The 15,778-nt window shown below is 49.8% G+C and carries 12 protein-coding genes; 5 read left to right on the forward strand and 7 right to left on the reverse strand.

Going from position 1 to position 15,778, the window contains the following annotated elements; translation table 11 throughout:
- Nucleotides 1–102: 102 nt before the first annotated feature.
- From crp to J3L11_RS10265, 4 genes are all read left to right on the forward strand, one after another.
- On the forward strand, nt 103–738 hold the full coding sequence (gene crp / locus J3L11_RS10250) for a cAMP-activated global transcriptional regulator CRP (protein ID WP_133039871.1): 636 nt from the start codon (nt 103–105) through the stop codon (nt 736–738).
- An 86-nt stretch (nt 739–824) separates the two neighbouring features.
- Nucleotides 825–1,169 carry a hypothetical protein gene (locus tag J3L11_RS10255; protein ID WP_133039870.1) on the forward strand — a complete coding sequence of 115 codons (345 nt, stop codon included), beginning with the start codon at nt 825–827 and terminating at the stop codon, nt 1,167–1,169.
- Complete coding sequence (locus J3L11_RS10260; RefSeq protein ID WP_207570922.1) at nt 1,150–1,827, forward strand: response regulator transcription factor; 678 nt, start codon at nt 1,150–1,152, stop codon at nt 1,825–1,827. Before J3L11_RS10255 ends, J3L11_RS10260 begins: the two co-directional genes overlap by 20 nt.
- Nucleotides 1,824–3,176: an ATP-binding protein gene (locus tag J3L11_RS10265; protein WP_207570923.1), complete on the forward strand. Its 1,353-nt coding sequence runs from the start codon at nt 1,824–1,826 to the stop codon at nt 3,174–3,176. The genes J3L11_RS10260 and J3L11_RS10265 overlap by 4 nt, the downstream gene beginning before the upstream one ends.
- 192 nt (nt 3,177–3,368) lie before the next feature.
- Here J3L11_RS10265 and J3L11_RS10270 read toward each other — a convergent pair whose 3' ends face one another.
- The 7 genes from J3L11_RS10270 to J3L11_RS10300 all read right to left on the reverse strand — a co-directional run bounded on the left by J3L11_RS10270 (nt 3,369) and on the right by J3L11_RS10300 (nt 13,003).
- A complete protein-coding gene (locus tag J3L11_RS10270; protein WP_189616997.1) occupies nt 3,369–4,169 on the reverse strand; it encodes a DUF1338 domain-containing protein in 801 nt (266 codons plus the stop codon).
- Between the two features lie 89 nt (nt 4,170–4,258).
- Complete coding sequence (gene astD, locus J3L11_RS10275) at nt 4,259–5,719, reverse strand: succinylglutamate-semialdehyde dehydrogenase (RefSeq protein WP_207570924.1); 1,461 nt, start codon at nt 5,717–5,719, stop codon at nt 4,259–4,261.
- Between the two features lie 10 nt (nt 5,720–5,729).
- Complete coding sequence (gene astA / locus J3L11_RS10280; protein ID WP_189616995.1) at nt 5,730–6,749, reverse strand: arginine N-succinyltransferase; 1,020 nt, start codon at nt 6,747–6,749, stop codon at nt 5,730–5,732.
- Between the two features lie 99 nt (nt 6,750–6,848).
- The gene (locus tag J3L11_RS10285) at nt 6,849–8,066 is read right to left on the reverse strand and encodes an aspartate aminotransferase family protein (RefSeq protein ID WP_207570925.1); all 1,218 of its coding nucleotides are present in this window, start codon (nt 8,064–8,066) and stop codon (nt 6,849–6,851) included.
- 417 nt (nt 8,067–8,483) lie between these two features.
- Complete coding sequence (locus J3L11_RS10290) at nt 8,484–9,656, reverse strand: HDOD domain-containing protein (protein ID WP_207570926.1); 1,173 nt, start codon at nt 9,654–9,656, stop codon at nt 8,484–8,486.
- A 138-nt stretch (nt 9,657–9,794) separates the two neighbouring features.
- Nucleotides 9,795–12,278: a prolyl oligopeptidase family serine peptidase gene (locus J3L11_RS10295; RefSeq protein ID WP_207570927.1), complete on the reverse strand. Its 2,484-nt coding sequence runs from the start codon at nt 12,276–12,278 to the stop codon at nt 9,795–9,797.
- Between the two features lie 146 nt (nt 12,279–12,424).
- Nucleotides 12,425–13,003: an aminodeoxychorismate/anthranilate synthase component II gene (locus tag J3L11_RS10300; RefSeq protein WP_207570928.1), complete on the reverse strand. Its 579-nt coding sequence runs from the start codon at nt 13,001–13,003 to the stop codon at nt 12,425–12,427.
- 482 nt (nt 13,004–13,485) lie between these two features.
- On the opposite strand from J3L11_RS10300, the gene J3L11_RS10305 reads away from it, so the two are divergent.
- Entirely contained in the window at nt 13,486–15,573 is a 2,088-nt protein-coding gene (locus J3L11_RS10305; protein ID WP_207570929.1) for a TonB-dependent siderophore receptor, read from the forward strand.
- Nucleotides 15,574–15,778 lie beyond the last annotated feature (205 nt).

A 15,778-nucleotide genomic window follows, 5' to 3' on the forward strand; every position in this document is an offset into this window, starting at 1 on the left:
ATTGCAGCACAGAGTGGGTCACAGGATACACTTGGGCCGATTGACTCAAGATCCTTATTTAGCATACTCTAACTTTACATTAAACAATTGAGGAACAAAGGCATGGCTCTGATTGGTAAGCCAAAACCGGATCCGACTTTGGAATGGTTTTTATCTCACTGTCACATTCATAAATATCCAGCCAAGAGCACATTGATCCACGCCGGTGAAGGTTCTGATACCCTCTATTACATCGTGAAGGGTTCCGTTGCAGTTCTGATTAAAGACGACGAAGGCAAGGAGATGATCCTGTCTTATCTGAACCAGGGTGATTTTATCGGTGAGCTGGGGTTGTTCGAAGAACAAGCGGAGCGTACTGCCTGGGTTCGAGCGAAACAAGCTTGTGAAATTGCTGAAATTTCCTACAAGAAATTCAAGCAATTGATTCAGGTTAATCCTGAAATTCTGATGAAACTGGCGGCGCAGATGGCACACCGTCTGCAGAATACCAGCCAAAAAGTAGGCAATCTGGCGTTTCTTGATGTGGCCGGACGTATTGCCCAGACGTTGTTGCATCTGGCAAAACAACCCGATGCGATGACCCACCCAGACGGCATGCAGATCAAGATTACCCGTCAGGAAATTGGTCAGATTGTGGGTTGTTCCCGCGAAACCGTTGGCCGCATTTTAAAGATGCTGGAAGAACAGAATCTTATCCAGGCTCACGGTAAAACCATCGTGGTGTACGGTACCCGTTAATCGCTGATTCAGATTGATTTAATCCTGATTTATTAAAGTGGCCGAGGTGTAAATCTTGGTCACTTTTTTGTTTTTCAGGAGTGTTGATGAGCTGGCTGAATCAACTGTGCTGGGCAGGGCTATTACCTGTTATCACCCAAGCCAATGTCGCCAGTTTACACCTGCAAGCAGATCACAACATTGCCAAAGAACTCGTCCGCACCGGCGAAATACTCTCCCTCGATACCACCTTATCCAAACTGCAACATTTCTGTTATGGGCAATTGGTTGACGCACATATCTACCAGCGAGACGACAAATGGCGTTATGATTTACTGATTAGAATTGACCAGGACACCCTGCTGCGGCTGGATCTGAATGCCAGTACCGGTGAACATGATGGTCAACCGTTACCTGAAGAGTGCCATCCTTATGAAACTGCTCCTCGTTGAAGACAATGATTTGCTGGTAAACGAACTGGTGAAACAGTTGAAAGTTGCTGGCTATGTGACTGATGTGGCTGCCAAAGCAGTCGATGCCGACTATCTGATCAAAGAAACCCAGTATGATTGTGTCATTTTGGATATTGGTCTGCCCGATGGCAACGGACTGGCACTATTGCAGAGTTGGCGCCAGCGTGGCGTTAACACGCCGGTGATTATGTTGACGGCCCGTAGCCAATGGCATGAAAAAGTTGAAGGTTTTAATGCTGGTGCAGATGACTATCTCGGTAAACCTTTTCATACCCAGGAACTGCTGGCACGTTTACAAGCAGTTATTCACCGAACCCACGGTCGTGCAACCACCCCCAGTAAACAACTGAGCTTTGGCGGTGTAGTCTTGGATGAAACCGAGCAGACTGTGACCGTCAATGAACAGTGTTTTGAACTGACCGCAATGGAGTTCCGGCTGTTGCGGATATTTCTAATGTCACCTAAAAAACTGTTATCCAAGGCGCAACTGAGCGATAAGCTGTATCAATTTGACGACGAAAAAGAGAGTAACGTCGTTGAAGTCTACGTGACCCATCTGCGTAAAAAACTTGGCAAAAGCGCCATTGAAACCCGCCGCGGCCAAGGTTATATCTTCCACGGTACGCAATTGTCATGATGTCGATAAAAACCAAGCTCACTTTATGGCTGACCGCTCTTGTACTGCTCAGTTCGCTTATTGGCCTTGGTTTTATTGAATCGATGTTACGCCAAGCGTTCCACGACTCCATCATCGATCGCCTCCATGAAGATCTGGAGCAAGTCATACTTGCCAGCGACATCAGGCATGATGAAGTGTTGGTGGACAAAAGCCAGCTGTCTGGCTTCTATAATCCCGCCTATTCCGGCCGTTATTATCAGCTCAACTTGGGCGACATTGAAGTTCGCTCCCGTTCACTTTGGGACAAACATCTGGATATTACGCCGCTGGCACCGGGGGAAAGCCGAGTATGGCAGGCAAAGGGACCGCAACATCATGATATTCAACTGTTATCCAGAGGGCTACCCGCCATTGCTGGCGCGCATGGTAACCCAACGATCACCGTGGCTCAGGATCTCAGTATTGGCCGCAAGGTATTCACGGAGGTCTACGGAGCTAAATTAACCGTCAATCTGACAACGTTGCTGGTGATGATCCTCGGCATCTTTTTGATCCTGCGTCAGTCCTTCAAACCAGTGACCAAGATGAAGCATGCCTTGGCAAAACTGCGTGAAGGCCAGAGCTCATCGTTGTCGCTAGCAAGCGTACCCGCTGAGATCAAGCCACTAGCGGAAACCTATAATGAACTGTTGGAATACACCAGCAATCAGATCCAACGCAGCCGTAATAACCTTGGTAATCTCAGTCATGGACTGAAAACCCCGCTGGCGGTTATGCGACAGCAGGTGGAAGTGCTAGGCTTAAAAGATCCAGAAACCGCAGCCGCACTGGAACAACAACTGGATCAGATCCACAAGATGATCGAGCGCAAGTTGGCCGCAGCCCGCATTACTGGCGATATGTTACCCGCAGCACAAATGGTTATCCCCCGTGATTTGGACAGCTTATGTGTGACCATGGGTAAGGTACACCACCAAAAGCAGGTCAACTATAAGTTTGATATCAGTGAACAGGTGCCACGACTGCCAATCCACCGAGAGGACGGTATGGAGTTATTTGGCAATCTATTGGACAACGCCTCCAAATGGGCTAACGAAACGGTACTGATCCGTATCTGGCTGCAACAGGGCGATATCCAGATCACCATTGAGGACGATGGTCCCGGCGTGCCACCAACAGACCTGCCTAAACTCACCCGCCGCGGTAAACGTCTGGACGAAGAGGTGGCGGGTCATGGCCTGGGGCTATCCATTGTTAAGGATATCTGTGAACAGTACCAGTTACAGGTATCCTTTGAGCGCAGTCCATCATTGGGCGGGTTGAAGGTACTCTTGCAGGTGCCCAAGCACAAAGAAAGCATTGTATAGCTGTTTTTCCTCGAGCAGATGTCGCGGTCATCTTTTGTGTATGTGATTAACGCTTTTTAGCGTAACAAGCAGCGTCAATTGCTGCACGCATAACAAGTGCAACTCAAAACAGGTAACCGTTGTAGTCGCACTATGGTGTATGTCACAGGCTTAAAGCCCTCCTAATGGAAGGCTTGTAAGCACTGTTTAAAGTCAGCTTTTAGCGTTGGTACTTTCAAAGATTTTGTCTGCTGATGCCGCAACAAAACCAGTGTAAAGCTTGCCGTCCGCTTTAGGATAACGCAGGGCAAATTCATAAAAACAGCTAGGGATTTCCATCGTACGCTCACCAAAGGACACAGGAATACGGTCGGCCATGGTGGACGATTGTTCCAGCAACACCGCTGCAGAGCCTTTAATCTCGCCACCAGCACTGTTGAGCACAAATCCCGCATGCTTTAACGCATCATTCACGGCCTGCAGCGTAGTGAATCCAGCCAAATGATTTACCGACACGGTAAAATGGTTGGCACGATAACCAAAAGCCGCGACCCAAGCGGCATATTCGCTTTCTTCAAGGAGACGCGAATAGGTGGCGTAATCCATCGACCAATGACGGCCAGAATACAGAAAATCATCGGCGCTAGTGGCATCTTCAGGGATCTGCGCCACCAGTTGCGCCACTGTCTGCTGCAGCCAAGGGCTAAATTGCTCCACCAGCAGTTCGGAGATAAACACCTTAGGTTGGGTGTCATCAGGATGTTCAAAATGCTTGGCGCGCAGCTTTTTCTGCTCAAACACATAGTCGCCACAAGCCTGGTAACCCAACGCCTCAAAATGCGCTGCCAGTACTTCCAACTTCACTTTCGGCAGATTAAAGGTACGTAGCGCAATATGATCATTGATAATCGCCTTGCCATGCCCCAGCAGCTGATGCACCTTTGCCGCCGAGGGTGTCATGGAGATATAGTCCTGCCACATGGCAGCAAACAGGTTATCGATATCCTGATGCATAAAATCCTCCTGATGTTGACCTGCCGCCGCTGTATAGCGCCCCCGCGACGACATATAAAAAGGAAGCAACAAATGGCTTCCTCGCAAATTTACAGCGTTAATCCTGGACTCAGCGTTGCAGGTAGGCTCAAGACATCGGCTTCCATGGATGCCACTGGATACGCGCAATAATCGGCCGCATAGAACGCACTGGGGCGATGGTTGCCAGAATCACCGATGCCGCCAAATGGCGCCGAACCCGCAGCGCCGGTGATTTGCTTATTCCAGTTAACAATCCCAGCACGGCTGCGAGCGAAAAAGTAGTCAAAATCAGCGCGACTGTCGGCCAGCAATCCAGCAGATAATCCGTAGCGAGTGTTATTTGCCATGGCGATAGCGTCATCAAAATGCTGATAACGTACCAACTGTAACAAAGGACCGAAATATTCTTCGTCCGGCAATACATTGACCGCCGTAACATCAATAAGCCCAGGAGACACCAGCCCAGTGCCAGCTTGCAACTGTTGCATCACCACCAGCGACTTACCGCCCAACTGCTGTAACTGCTGCTGCGCCGCCAACATGCCCTGTGCAGCTTTTTCCGACACCATCGCCCCCATAAACGGCTGAGGTTGGGCATTCCACGGCCCGACTTTTATGGCTTTTACCGCCGTGACCAGAGCGTCGATGAGCTTATCGCCCTGAGCCCCCTGCTGCACATACAAGCGGCGGGCACAGGTGCAACGTTGTCCAGATGAGATATAGGCCGACTGAATAATCTCATGCACCGCGGCTTTAATATCGGCAACGTCTTTGACTATCAGTGGGTTATTGCCGCCCATCTCCAACGCCAAAATCTTGCCAGGACGGCCGCCAAACTGTTGATGTAAGAGCTGTCCAGTACGGCTGCTGCCAGTGAAGAATAGGCCATCAATACCGTCGTGCCCCGCCAGCGCTTTGCCAGTTTCCACTTCTCCTTGCACTAGGTTGATAACGCCTGCAGGCAAACCGGATTGCTGCCACAACTGCACCATCAGTTGCGCCACTTTGGGTGTCAGCTCTGAAGGTTTGAACACCACTGTGTTACCAGCCAACAATGCCGGCACAATATGACCATTAGGTAGATGTCCCGGAAAATTGTATGGGCCGAATACCGCAACTACGCCGTGCGGCTTATGACGTAATACAGCTCTGGCGACGGGCAATTCACTCTCGCTGACACCGGTACGCTGCTGATAAGCCTTGGCTGACAGCGCAATTTTGCCAATCATTGCCGCCGCCTCAGTGGCGGTTTCCCACAACGGCTTACCGGTTTCCTCAGCAATGGTTGTCGCCAGCAGCTCACGGTTGGCTTCCAGCTGTTGCCGGTATGCTTCAACATGGCGCAAACGCCCCTCAAATCCCAACATGAACCAGTCAAACTGAGCGGCCCTAGCTGCCGCAACTGCGGTATCAACCTGTGATGAAGTGGCGGCATTACCTTGCCAAAGCTGCTCGCCGTTGGCTGGATTGCAAGAGACCATCTGCTGGCCCTCACCGTTAATCCAGTTACCATTGATAAACTGAGTCATGAGGTTCCTCCTAAATGGGTAAAATCCGTACCTGCTGCCCGGACTGAACTCGCAATGCTTGGGCTAACTGGGGGGACAGTGTGACCTGATTACTTTCAGCTGTCAGATTAAGCGACAATGCCGTCGCACGAAAATCGGCCACTTGGGTGTTGGCAACAATGTATTTATCGCCACTTTCGGCCATCGCGCCAACTGTGACGGTCAGTAAGCGGCTGTCGCGTACTGCGCGGATCTCCTGCAGGTTGCACTCAACCGTTGGACCGCCATCAAAAATGTCGACATAACCACGGCAACGGAAACCTTCCGCCTGAAGCAAACTCAGGGCTGGACGGGTATTGGTGTGTACTTCGCCAATCACCCGCTGAGCCGCCTCTGGCAACAGACAGAGATACACTGGACTACGGGGCATCATCTCGGCCATGAAAGCTTTTTGCCCAAGGCCAGACAGATAGTCCGCCTCAATAAAATCAATACCGAGAAAATGCTGTTGTAACCAGCCATAAAAAGGGGAATTACCCGCCCCATCACTGACGCCCCGCATCTCGGCAATCACCGTGTCACCAAAACGCGACGGATGCTGTGCCAGAAACAAAAAACGACAGCGAGACAGTAAGCGGCCATTGGTACTCTTACGGTAATCCTTGCGCAGAAATAAGGTGCACAGTTCTGCCGCACCAGTGTAGTCATGGCACAAAGTTAGCGTTTCGACTTCATTGCGTACGCCAATTTGTGCCGAATGATAGACTTCGGTGCCAATACGGTAGTGGTAAAAGGCATCTTCCATTCCCACGGCACCTTCAATACCGCAAGTGCCAACAACTTCACCGCTGTCAGTATCTTCCATGACAAACAGATAGCTTTCATCATAGGGTTTGCTGACAGACTTATTGAACGAGACTTCGGCACGACGAATTTTGGCAGCCAGCACCTCGTCGTTGACGGGCAAAGAGGTAAAGCCGTGGCCGGAGGCTTCGGCAATATAGCGCAGAGCAGCAAAATCAGACTGGCAAATAGGCCGGATTATCAACATGGTTAACTCTCCTGTGTCCCCACTGAATATCCGGCGTACAAGCACGCCGGATACGGGGAAAGCGTAAAGGTCAGGGTGTAACTGCGTCCTGAACGCTTTTTAAGCTTCGACTATCTGGGCGACAGCTTTTTCCAGGCGAGCCATGCCTTCGGCAATGTCTTCCTCTGGGATGATAAGTGAAGGGGCAAACCGCAGCACATTCGCACCGGCAACCAGTACCATCAGGCCATTATCAATCGCGGCCAACAGGAAGTCGCGGCTACGGCCTTGATATTTTTCATTCAGTACGCCGCCAAGCAGTAGCCCTTTACCGCGCACCTGAGAAAACACATGGTATTTGTCATTGATGCTATTGAGTCCATCGCGGAACAACTGTTCGCGACGTTTAACACCGTCCAGCACTTCTGGGGTATTAACGATATCCATCACCGCGTTGCCAATAGCGCACGCCAATGGATTACCACCATAGGTAGAGCCGTGAGTACCCACCTTGAAGTGTGAGGCAATTTCAGTGGTCGTCAGCATCGCGGCAATTGGGAAGCCGCCTCCGAGCGCTTTGGCGGTGGTCAGAATGTCCGGCACAATATCAGTGCCCATATAAGCATACAGATCGCCAGTACGCCCCATACCGCTTTGTACTTCGTCAAACACCACCAGCGCATTGTACTTATCAGCCAACTCACGCACTTTACGCAAAAACGCGGGATCGCCGTTAATGATGCCGCCTTCGCCCTGCAACGGCTCTAACATGATGGCGCAGGTCTTTTCTGACACTGTCGCTTCCAGAGCATCAATATCGTTGTAGGGAATGTGAGTAATCGCCTGAGGTTTAGGACCAAAACCATCGGAATACGCGGCCTGACCACCCACGCTGACGGTGAAGAATGTGCGGCCGTGGAAAGCTTTATCAAAGGCAATGATCTCGTCTTTCTCTGGACCATAGTTGTCTACAGCATAACGACGAGCCAATTTCAGTGCCGCCTCGTTGGCCTCAGCACCGGAGTTGGCAAAATAAACTTTTTCAGCAAAGGTCGCATTAACCAACTTAGTTGCCAGCGCCAGTGCCGGTTCGTTGGTCATCACATTGGACAAATGCCACAGCTTTTCGCCCTGTTCTTTCAGTGCCCCAACCAGTGCCGGATGACAATGCCCCAGACAAGTCACCGCAATACCACCGGCAAAGTCGACATACTCTTTATCTTGCTGATCCCACACCCGACTGCCCTGACCACGCACAGGGATTACCGGAGACGGTGCATAATTAGGCACCATAACTTCATCAAACTGAGCACGGGTCAGATTCATTTTCACACTCATTCCTGAATATCCTTTATGATTTCAGACAGCGCTGTAATCGCTGTCCCTTCGCAGTTAATCTCTCTTTGTCGTTTAGTATTACTGCGGTTCGGTGTTTTAGGTATGTGACATTAATAGCGAAATTGTGATCAAAATACCAGATTGATCAGGGTCAGCGCTTAACTCTTCGAAGGGTAAGTGCATAAAGATCTGATTTCAGGAAGTAAAAAGGCAGTTAACCGATATTTCCAGGCATAATTAGTCACAAAAAAAACCAGCCGAGCCACAAATGGTTAACTATTCGTTTTAAGTGAATAGTTAACCATAATAATAACAGCAGTTACTATGCGGTAGAAGTTGCTGCCGAATGAAAAAATAAAGAAATTTGGGGCGTTGAGTGAGCAAAACGTCAATCCTGCTTGCCAGCGGCCATCTATTTCAGAACAGCGTCAATTTGCGATAGTTCTGCCCCTGCAGCCGGATAAGTTCCTGTTCGCTCATTTCATAATAACTATGCAGTAACTGTTTATCTCGGAAACTTAATTGGTTTGCTTCCTCGAGCAGCAAACCCTGTGCATAACAGCTAGCTTTGGCGACTAATTGCGCTGTCAGCGACATCTGTTCAAATCCGGCGAGATCCTGCAACGCCCGTAATTGCAATACCAGTTCACTGTCAGCAAATCCTAGCCATTGCGGTAACTGCCAGTTCAGTTGCATGCCTAACTCGGCGACTTGCTGGCAAATCTCTGCTGCCGGGAACTCACTGACCGCCACCGCATCATACAACTCTTTATCCCGCGCTTTGCTGGCTTCACGCAACCAGTTACCACGCAGTTGTTCAAAAATTGCAGCCCCGATCCCTAAGATTACCGAAGCCCCCAGTTGCCGCATCAGTGCTAAGGAATACAACAGTGCACCATCCTGTTCGTGCAGCGCTGCCAGTGCTCTGACTGCCACCCCTTGGATCTGCGCATAACGCCATAATTTACGATTAATCCACAACAGGCTGGTATGGCCGAGCGGCAACCAGTGTCGACAGAGGTAGAAGGGGATCAGTAAACGCAGATTATCCAAGCCGATATAACCAAGAACCAGTTTTAGATCAGTCACCTGCAGGTCGCTATTTTGAGGTTTTCTGGCACCAAATACCGGGCTGTTAACCATGTTGGTCAGATCACGGGCCAACCAAACCTGACCGTCGATGATCGGCCGTAAGCGGCTAAGATCCAGTTTTGAGGAATGTAGCAACTCCAGTAACAACAGATGCTTATCTGAAACCGGGCTCAAATGTTGGATCACCTCCGCTGACGCCAGTTGGTTTGCCAGCTCGGCTTTCAAACTCATGTGCAACTGGCCGTTAATTTGCTGCGCGAGCAGCTTGCTCTGCTGTTTCTTAGCGATGCGTGCCAGTGCGGCTTCCCGCTCGATTTCCAGTTTAAACGCAACGGCTTCCAGTTCCGGTTCTGGGTCATCCCACACCGGGGTGTTAGTTGATGTTCCCATAATCAGCTGTTGCAGGAACTTCTGTTCCAGTGCCGCCACTGGCGCGGGTTTTAGCCCGCCGGAAATCGACGCTACCACCTGTGTAATGGTCCCCTTGGCTGCAGCCAATGAAAATCCGAATCATTAATACATTTTATATGTATTCCTACCAAGAAACGCCAGTGATATTGCGATAACAACGGATATGAACGAAAAAAAACAGGCCCCCTAAGGAGCCTGTTTGTCAGCATGTGCTTTTTGTCTCAGTTAGCGCTTCAGATCAGTTTCAAACAACCGCAAAATGCGGCGGTATTCATCCAACCAACTGGAAGGCTGACGGAAACCATGGTGCTCTACTGGATAGTAGGCCATATCGAAGTGAGGATTCTCTAACTCAATCAGATGCTGCACCATCCGCACACTATCTTGGAAGAACACGTTATCGTCTTCAATACCGCCTAGAATAAGCAGATGATTTTTCAAACCCTGTGCATGTTCAATCGGCGAACTGCGGCTATAAGCCAACGGATCATCGTCAGGGGTGTTGAGAATATTGGAGGTATAGGGCGCATTGTAGTGTGCCCAGTCGGCAACCGGTCTTAATGCGGCACCACATTGGAATAGATCCGGCGCGGTAAATAGCGACATAAAGGTCAAGAACCCCCCATAGGAGCCGCCGTAAGTGCCGACTCGTTTGGTGTCGATATTGGCATGTTGGGCCATCCAGGCCACACCATCTTTGAGATCATCAACTTCCGGGTGCCCCATGTTACGATAGATAGCCGTTCGCCAATCGCGACCGTAACCTTTGGAACCACGATAATCCATATCCAGCACCACATAGCCGTGCTGCGCCAACAAATTGTTGAACATGAATTCGCGGAAGTAATCAGAGAAGCCATAGTGCACTTCCTGCAGATAACCGGCACCATGGTTGAAAATCACGGCCGGATATTTATCAGCCCGCTTAGCATCAAACCCCTGGGGCAAATACAGCCTTGCATAGACCTTACCAGCACCATGATTTGAGGGAACTGCAATAATCTGTGGCGCCTGCCATGGATAATCGGCAAACGCTTTGCTGGTATCGTGAGTCAGTTGTTTCAGTTCACCGCCAATAGGTTGCAGATATAACTCATTCGGCTGTGTTAGTGCCGAAGCTGTCAGCAGCAAGGCATCGCCTTTGGGACTCAGTTGATAATCCAGTGTACCGGTCCAATGGGTCAGTTGTTCGTCTTTATCGCTGTTCAAGTTCACCCGATAGACATTGTACTTGCCGGGATGCGCCTTATTGGCCTTGTAATAGAGGTACTGATTATCGGGGCTTAGGGTGATATCACTCACCACAAACTTACCCTGGGTAAGCGCTTTCTCCTTGCCGCCTAGCGGTTTCAAGTAAAGCTGTGAATAACCAGTCTTTTCTGACAGATAAAACAAGGTATCTGTGCCCGGTAACCAACCATACTGATTGTGGTCATAGTTGATCCAAGCATCATCGTGCAGCCGCTCCTGGGTGTGGAATTGGCCGTTGTTGAGATCGACTGTTGCAATCCAACGGTCCTTGTTGTCTGTGGCTTCCAGCATCACGGCTAGGGTATTTTTGTCGGCTTGCCACTGAATAGCACTTTGCTCCCAGCCCCAATCTTCAATCAAGCGGATGTTACGGACCTTAGGTTCGCTGTGGTAATCCTTACCTTGCGCTTTGGCGTTTTCTGCCTTCACGGCTGCCAGCACATCCTCGTTGTAGCCAGTCAGTCCTTCGAGCGTCACATCTTTCTGGTTATGAGTCTGCAGATCCAACACCACAAACCGCTGCCCCGGCAGTTTGTCTTCTGCCACCCGCGCGCGCACCGGCACCATGCCGATGTGCCCCTGAGCATCGAGGTAATTAGGCATCACGTCAGCATCAGTGCGCCCTTTGTAACTTTTATCCTGCAATACCAAAAACAGATAACGGCCATCGGGTGACACACTCAGTTCTGCCAAGGTATCTTTTTCACCCAGATAAAACGGCTTGGCCGCCAGCGTAGGATCTTGCTGTTGCAGTTGCGCTTTGTATTGCTCCAGCGCCTTGGCATTGTCATGCTGTTTGGCAACAAATTTGATCAAGCGCTGATTCTGTTTTGCCAAAAAAGTGTCTGGGTCTTTCACGCCGTCCGGAGCTTTAGCAAACTGGATGTCAGCCAACTGTTCCACCATGCCGGAGCCCTGATGGATGCGGAAAACCCGAGTGTTTTGCCAATACACCAAATCGCCGTTAGTCAGAAAACGCACACCGTCAATGTTATTGCTTTGACGGGTGAGCTGCGTAATCTTGCCGCTATCGAGCTGTTTCACAAACAGGTTGTTCTGATAAATATAGGCTTTGCGGCTTTTATCTTGACTCAGCACGCCACCGCGTTGCGATGCCAGATGTAGCTGGCTCAGCTGCAGTTCCTCGGTCACGCCGTCGGCTATGCCAAGGCGATAATAACTCCGCAAAGGTGACGCACTCGGCTGCCGATAAAACAGCACCGATTTAGCATCATCGCTCCAATAGGCACCAGCGGCACTGACACCCATCCAATCAGGATCCGCCATGATCTGTTCTAATGTCAGCGGTTTGTCGGCACTGGGGGGAGCCAACAATGGCTGGCTGATTACAGTATTGGTAATAGCTGGCGCAGGGGCACTGCTCTGAGTGGCGGCGCAGCCGCTGAGTACCGCCAGAGCCAAGGCGCTGAGCCCTACATGACGCACGAGGGTTTTCATTCGCATTCCTTTTTATTGTGAGATTTTCCGGTGTTGGCAACCGGAACAGGACTTATTAACAGCGCCAGTTATATCACATTGATAGCGATGAGTGAGCGCTACGCGCAGGGAAACTTGTAAAGGCTTGTTAGCGAACAACGCTCTTGTCAGGCAACCGTCGCTTCCAGAAAATTGGCCAATAGCTCATGCCCTTGCTGGGTCATTATCGATTCAGGATGAAACTGCACACCAAACAATGCCTGCTGCGGCTGACTAATTGCCATAATTTCCCGTCCCCATTGTGGGTCATCAAACCAAGCGTCCAGCACAAAGCCCGCGGGCAATGACTGCACCAGCAAAGAGTGGTAACGGGTGACGGTAAGTGGTTTTTGCAGGTTGCGAAATAGTCGTTGCCCACTGTGCTGAATAGTGGATGTTTTACCATGCATCACGCGCTGAGCGCGGATGACCCGAGCACCGAATACCTGCGCGATGGCTTGATGACCGAGACACACCCCCAGCAATGGAATTTTTCCCGCCAGTTGTTCAATTAATGCCAATGAAATGCCCGCATCATCAGGGGTGCAAGGGCCGGGTGAGATCACCAAACGCGTCGGCTGCAACGCCAATGCCTCTGCCACCGTGAGCGCGTCATTACGGTAAACCACCGGCGATGCGCCGAGCTGCTGGAAATATTGCACCAGGTTGTAGGTAAATGAATCGTAATTATCGATAACCAATAACATATCAAATATAACAAATTGATTTTAAATGGATTAAATGTTTGAACCGTCATCATCTCTGTGACTGCTAACAAACTGAGAGCTGTCGGCTTATTTATACGGCGGTTATGGTGATATTGTGCCAAGCCTGCCCGACTTGCGACTCAAGTGCAGCGAGTTGGAGGGCCGATCATAGCCAACAATGGCCAGTAAGTCAGCCACCAATAGTACTTGTCTTTACTACCTTTATGTCCATCCGCGCCTAGGCACCTGCGGCGGTGTTGACCAGACCACATGCTGTCAGAATTCACGGCTATCGACAGCCAGCAACAATAAACGCACTAACCTGCGCTGCTGCGACAACGGTAACAACAGCAGCTTTGCTCGATAGCACAGTTTTTCACCTAACATCACATAATTTTCACAGTTTGTTTGTAATTGATAATCAATATCATTTATATTTGCGCAAAATTCATGTTTAACTACGCCATGAGGCCTTAAGGCTTATGTTCAAACTCAATACCATTACCGCCACCCTTCTACTTTCAACCGCCATCGCGAGTACCGTTGCTAGCGCCGATAGTGCAGATACAGACATTGAACGCATCAGTATTACCGGCACCCGTGACAATCGCGTCAGCGCTGGTGCAACCGGGCTGATGCTGGGCATACAGGATACACCTCAGTCTATCAGTGTGATTGATAGCGATACCATGTCGCTATTTGGCGCAGATAACATCAATGACGCCTTGGACTTAGTGACTGGGGTAAGTGTCGAGCGCTGGGAAACCAATCGCACCAATTACCTGTCGCGGGGTTTTGAAATTAAAAGCACCCAGATTGATGGCGTCGGCTTGCCAAACAGCTGGGGAATTGTGGAGGGTCAAGTAGACACCTATGGCTACGACCAGATTGAGGTCATTCGGGGAGCTAATGGTCTGTTAACCGGTGTGGGTAACAGTTCCGGCACTATCAATTATATCCGTAAACGCCCGACTAACGACAGCAAGGGGCAGTTTGGTGCCAGTGTCGGCTCTTACGCAAATTACCGCGTTCAAGCGGACTATTCCACGCCGTTAACCGAAGACAAATCCTGGGCTGGCCGTGCCGTAGTCGCTGCAGAAAGCGCAAACTCCTATCTACGCGGCTATTCCTCCGACCGGAAATACGTATATGGCACAGTAGATGGACAGTTAACTGAAGACAGCAACATCGCCTTTGGACTTTCTTATCAACGAGACGATACCGATGGCACCATGTGGGGCGGACTCACACTAGTCAACTCAGATGGCACCATGGCAGAGTTTGATGTCAGTGCCTCGACCGCGCAAGACTGGACCTTCTGGAACACCAAGAATATCAACGGTTTTATCGAATATAACAATCAGCTATCCGAAGATTGGCAGCTACAGCTAAGTTACAACTATCGGCAATCTGACTCTGACACTAAACTGCTTTTTGCCTATACCAACACCGGACTAGATACAGAAACGGGGGCAGGATTAGTGGGTTGGCCTGGGCGCTTTCCCAGCGAGTCTAACGCCGATATTTTTGAAGCCAACTTAACCGGATATTTTGATCTGTTTGGTTTTGAACACCAACTGCTGGCTGGTATCTCTCGTGCAAAAAATACCAACGATGAATACCACTATGACGTAGATGCTACAGAGCCAGCGTTTGGTACATTACCGGCCTTTCCCTATGCATTCGATGCCATTCCAGAGCCACTTTGGGGCGCCAAAGCCCTTGACTCAACCACCGAAGATACCCTCACCCGCTACTTTCTTGCTACCCAGTTAAACTTCGATGATTGGGCATTCACTCTGGGTATGAATGCCATCGAATTCGAGCGTCACGCGACTTCTCTGGCAACATCATTAAATGAGTCTGAGATCAGCCCCTACGCAGGGGTCGCCTACCATGTCACGCCAGCCATTATGTTTTACACCAGCTATTCCGACATATACGAACCACAAGATTATTATGATGAAAGTGGTGATTTTCTGGCACCCACCAAGGGAGAAAACTATGAGGTGGGAATCAAAACCAATTGGTTAAACGATCGTCTGGCCGCTAACGTTGCGGTGTTTAAAGCTAAACAACTTGGCTTGGGTGTTTATGCGGGCCTGAATATGGAAACTGGCCAGTATTATTATGTGGGAGAAGATACTTACTCCGAAGGTGCAGAACTGGAACTCACCGGCAAGCTTGACGAACAAACCGTGCTGAATGTCGGCGTGACCTACACAGATATTGAAGATAAAGACGGCGCTAGAAGCCATGCTTGGGTACCGCATACCGTGGTGAATTTTTCCATGCGCCACACACTGGAATTACTGCCACAACTGACATTTGGACTTTCTGGTAAATGGCAGAGTAAAACCGCCAAAGTTGAAAGCTACACTGGCTACACAGTAACGCAGGAAAGCTATGCGAAACTCAACCTGTTCACCGCTTGGGAGCTCTCTGATAACGCCACATTGCGCTTAAACGTCGACAACCTGACCAATGAGAAATACATCAGCAGTCTGTGGGAAATTGGCTATTATGGTGCCCCCCGCGAATACAAGCTGAGCTTTGATTATCGCTTTTAAAACCGTGGTAATGGCCCCGTACGCCTGCCCCATTTAGGCGGCGGGGCAAAGCACAAGATATGACTAAATGTAAAATACGTAACATTAATGACACATTTAATTCCATAAAATCAGCAAGATAAGATGCATCCATTATTTATGATTGTCAGTGATAATACTTTTATAAAAATAATGTGATCCAATCGATAGCCACGGTATGACTTTT

This window comes from Shewanella sp. 4t3-1-2LB, assembly GCF_017368415.1.
GTDB lineage: Bacteria > Pseudomonadota > Gammaproteobacteria > Enterobacterales > Shewanellaceae > Shewanella > Shewanella fodinae.

What these genes read in the sequence shown, in the direction of transcription:
- crp (WP_133039871.1), top strand. Translation starts at nt 103, where the DNA reads ATGGCTCTGATTGGTAAGCCAAAACCGGATCCGACTTTGGAATGGTTT.
- J3L11_RS10265 (WP_207570923.1), top strand. Translation starts at nt 1,824, where the DNA reads ATGATGTCGATAAAAACCAAGCTCACTTTATGGCTGACCGCTCTTGTA.
- J3L11_RS10305 (WP_207570929.1), top strand. Translation starts at nt 13,486, where the DNA reads ATGTTCAAACTCAATACCATTACCGCCACCCTTCTACTTTCAACCGCC.
- astA (WP_189616995.1), bottom strand. Translation starts at nt 6,749, where the DNA reads ATGTTGATAATCCGGCCTATTTGCCAGTCTGATTTTGCTGCTCTGCGC.
- J3L11_RS10260 (WP_207570922.1), top strand. Translation starts at nt 1,150, where the DNA reads ATGAAACTGCTCCTCGTTGAAGACAATGATTTGCTGGTAAACGAACTG.
- J3L11_RS10295 (WP_207570927.1), bottom strand. Translation starts at nt 12,278, where the DNA reads ATGAAAACCCTCGTGCGTCATGTAGGGCTCAGCGCCTTGGCTCTGGCG.
- J3L11_RS10300 (WP_207570928.1), bottom strand. Translation starts at nt 13,003, where the DNA reads ATGTTATTGGTTATCGATAATTACGATTCATTTACCTACAACCTGGTG.
- J3L11_RS10255 (WP_133039870.1), top strand. Translation starts at nt 825, where the DNA reads ATGAGCTGGCTGAATCAACTGTGCTGGGCAGGGCTATTACCTGTTATC.
- J3L11_RS10285 (WP_207570925.1), bottom strand. Translation starts at nt 8,066, where the DNA reads ATGAGTGTGAAAATGAATCTGACCCGTGCTCAGTTTGATGAAGTTATG.
- astD (WP_207570924.1), bottom strand. Translation starts at nt 5,719, where the DNA reads ATGACTCAGTTTATCAATGGTAACTGGATTAACGGTGAGGGCCAGCAG.
- J3L11_RS10270 (WP_189616997.1), bottom strand. Translation starts at nt 4,169, where the DNA reads ATGCATCAGGATATCGATAACCTGTTTGCTGCCATGTGGCAGGACTAT.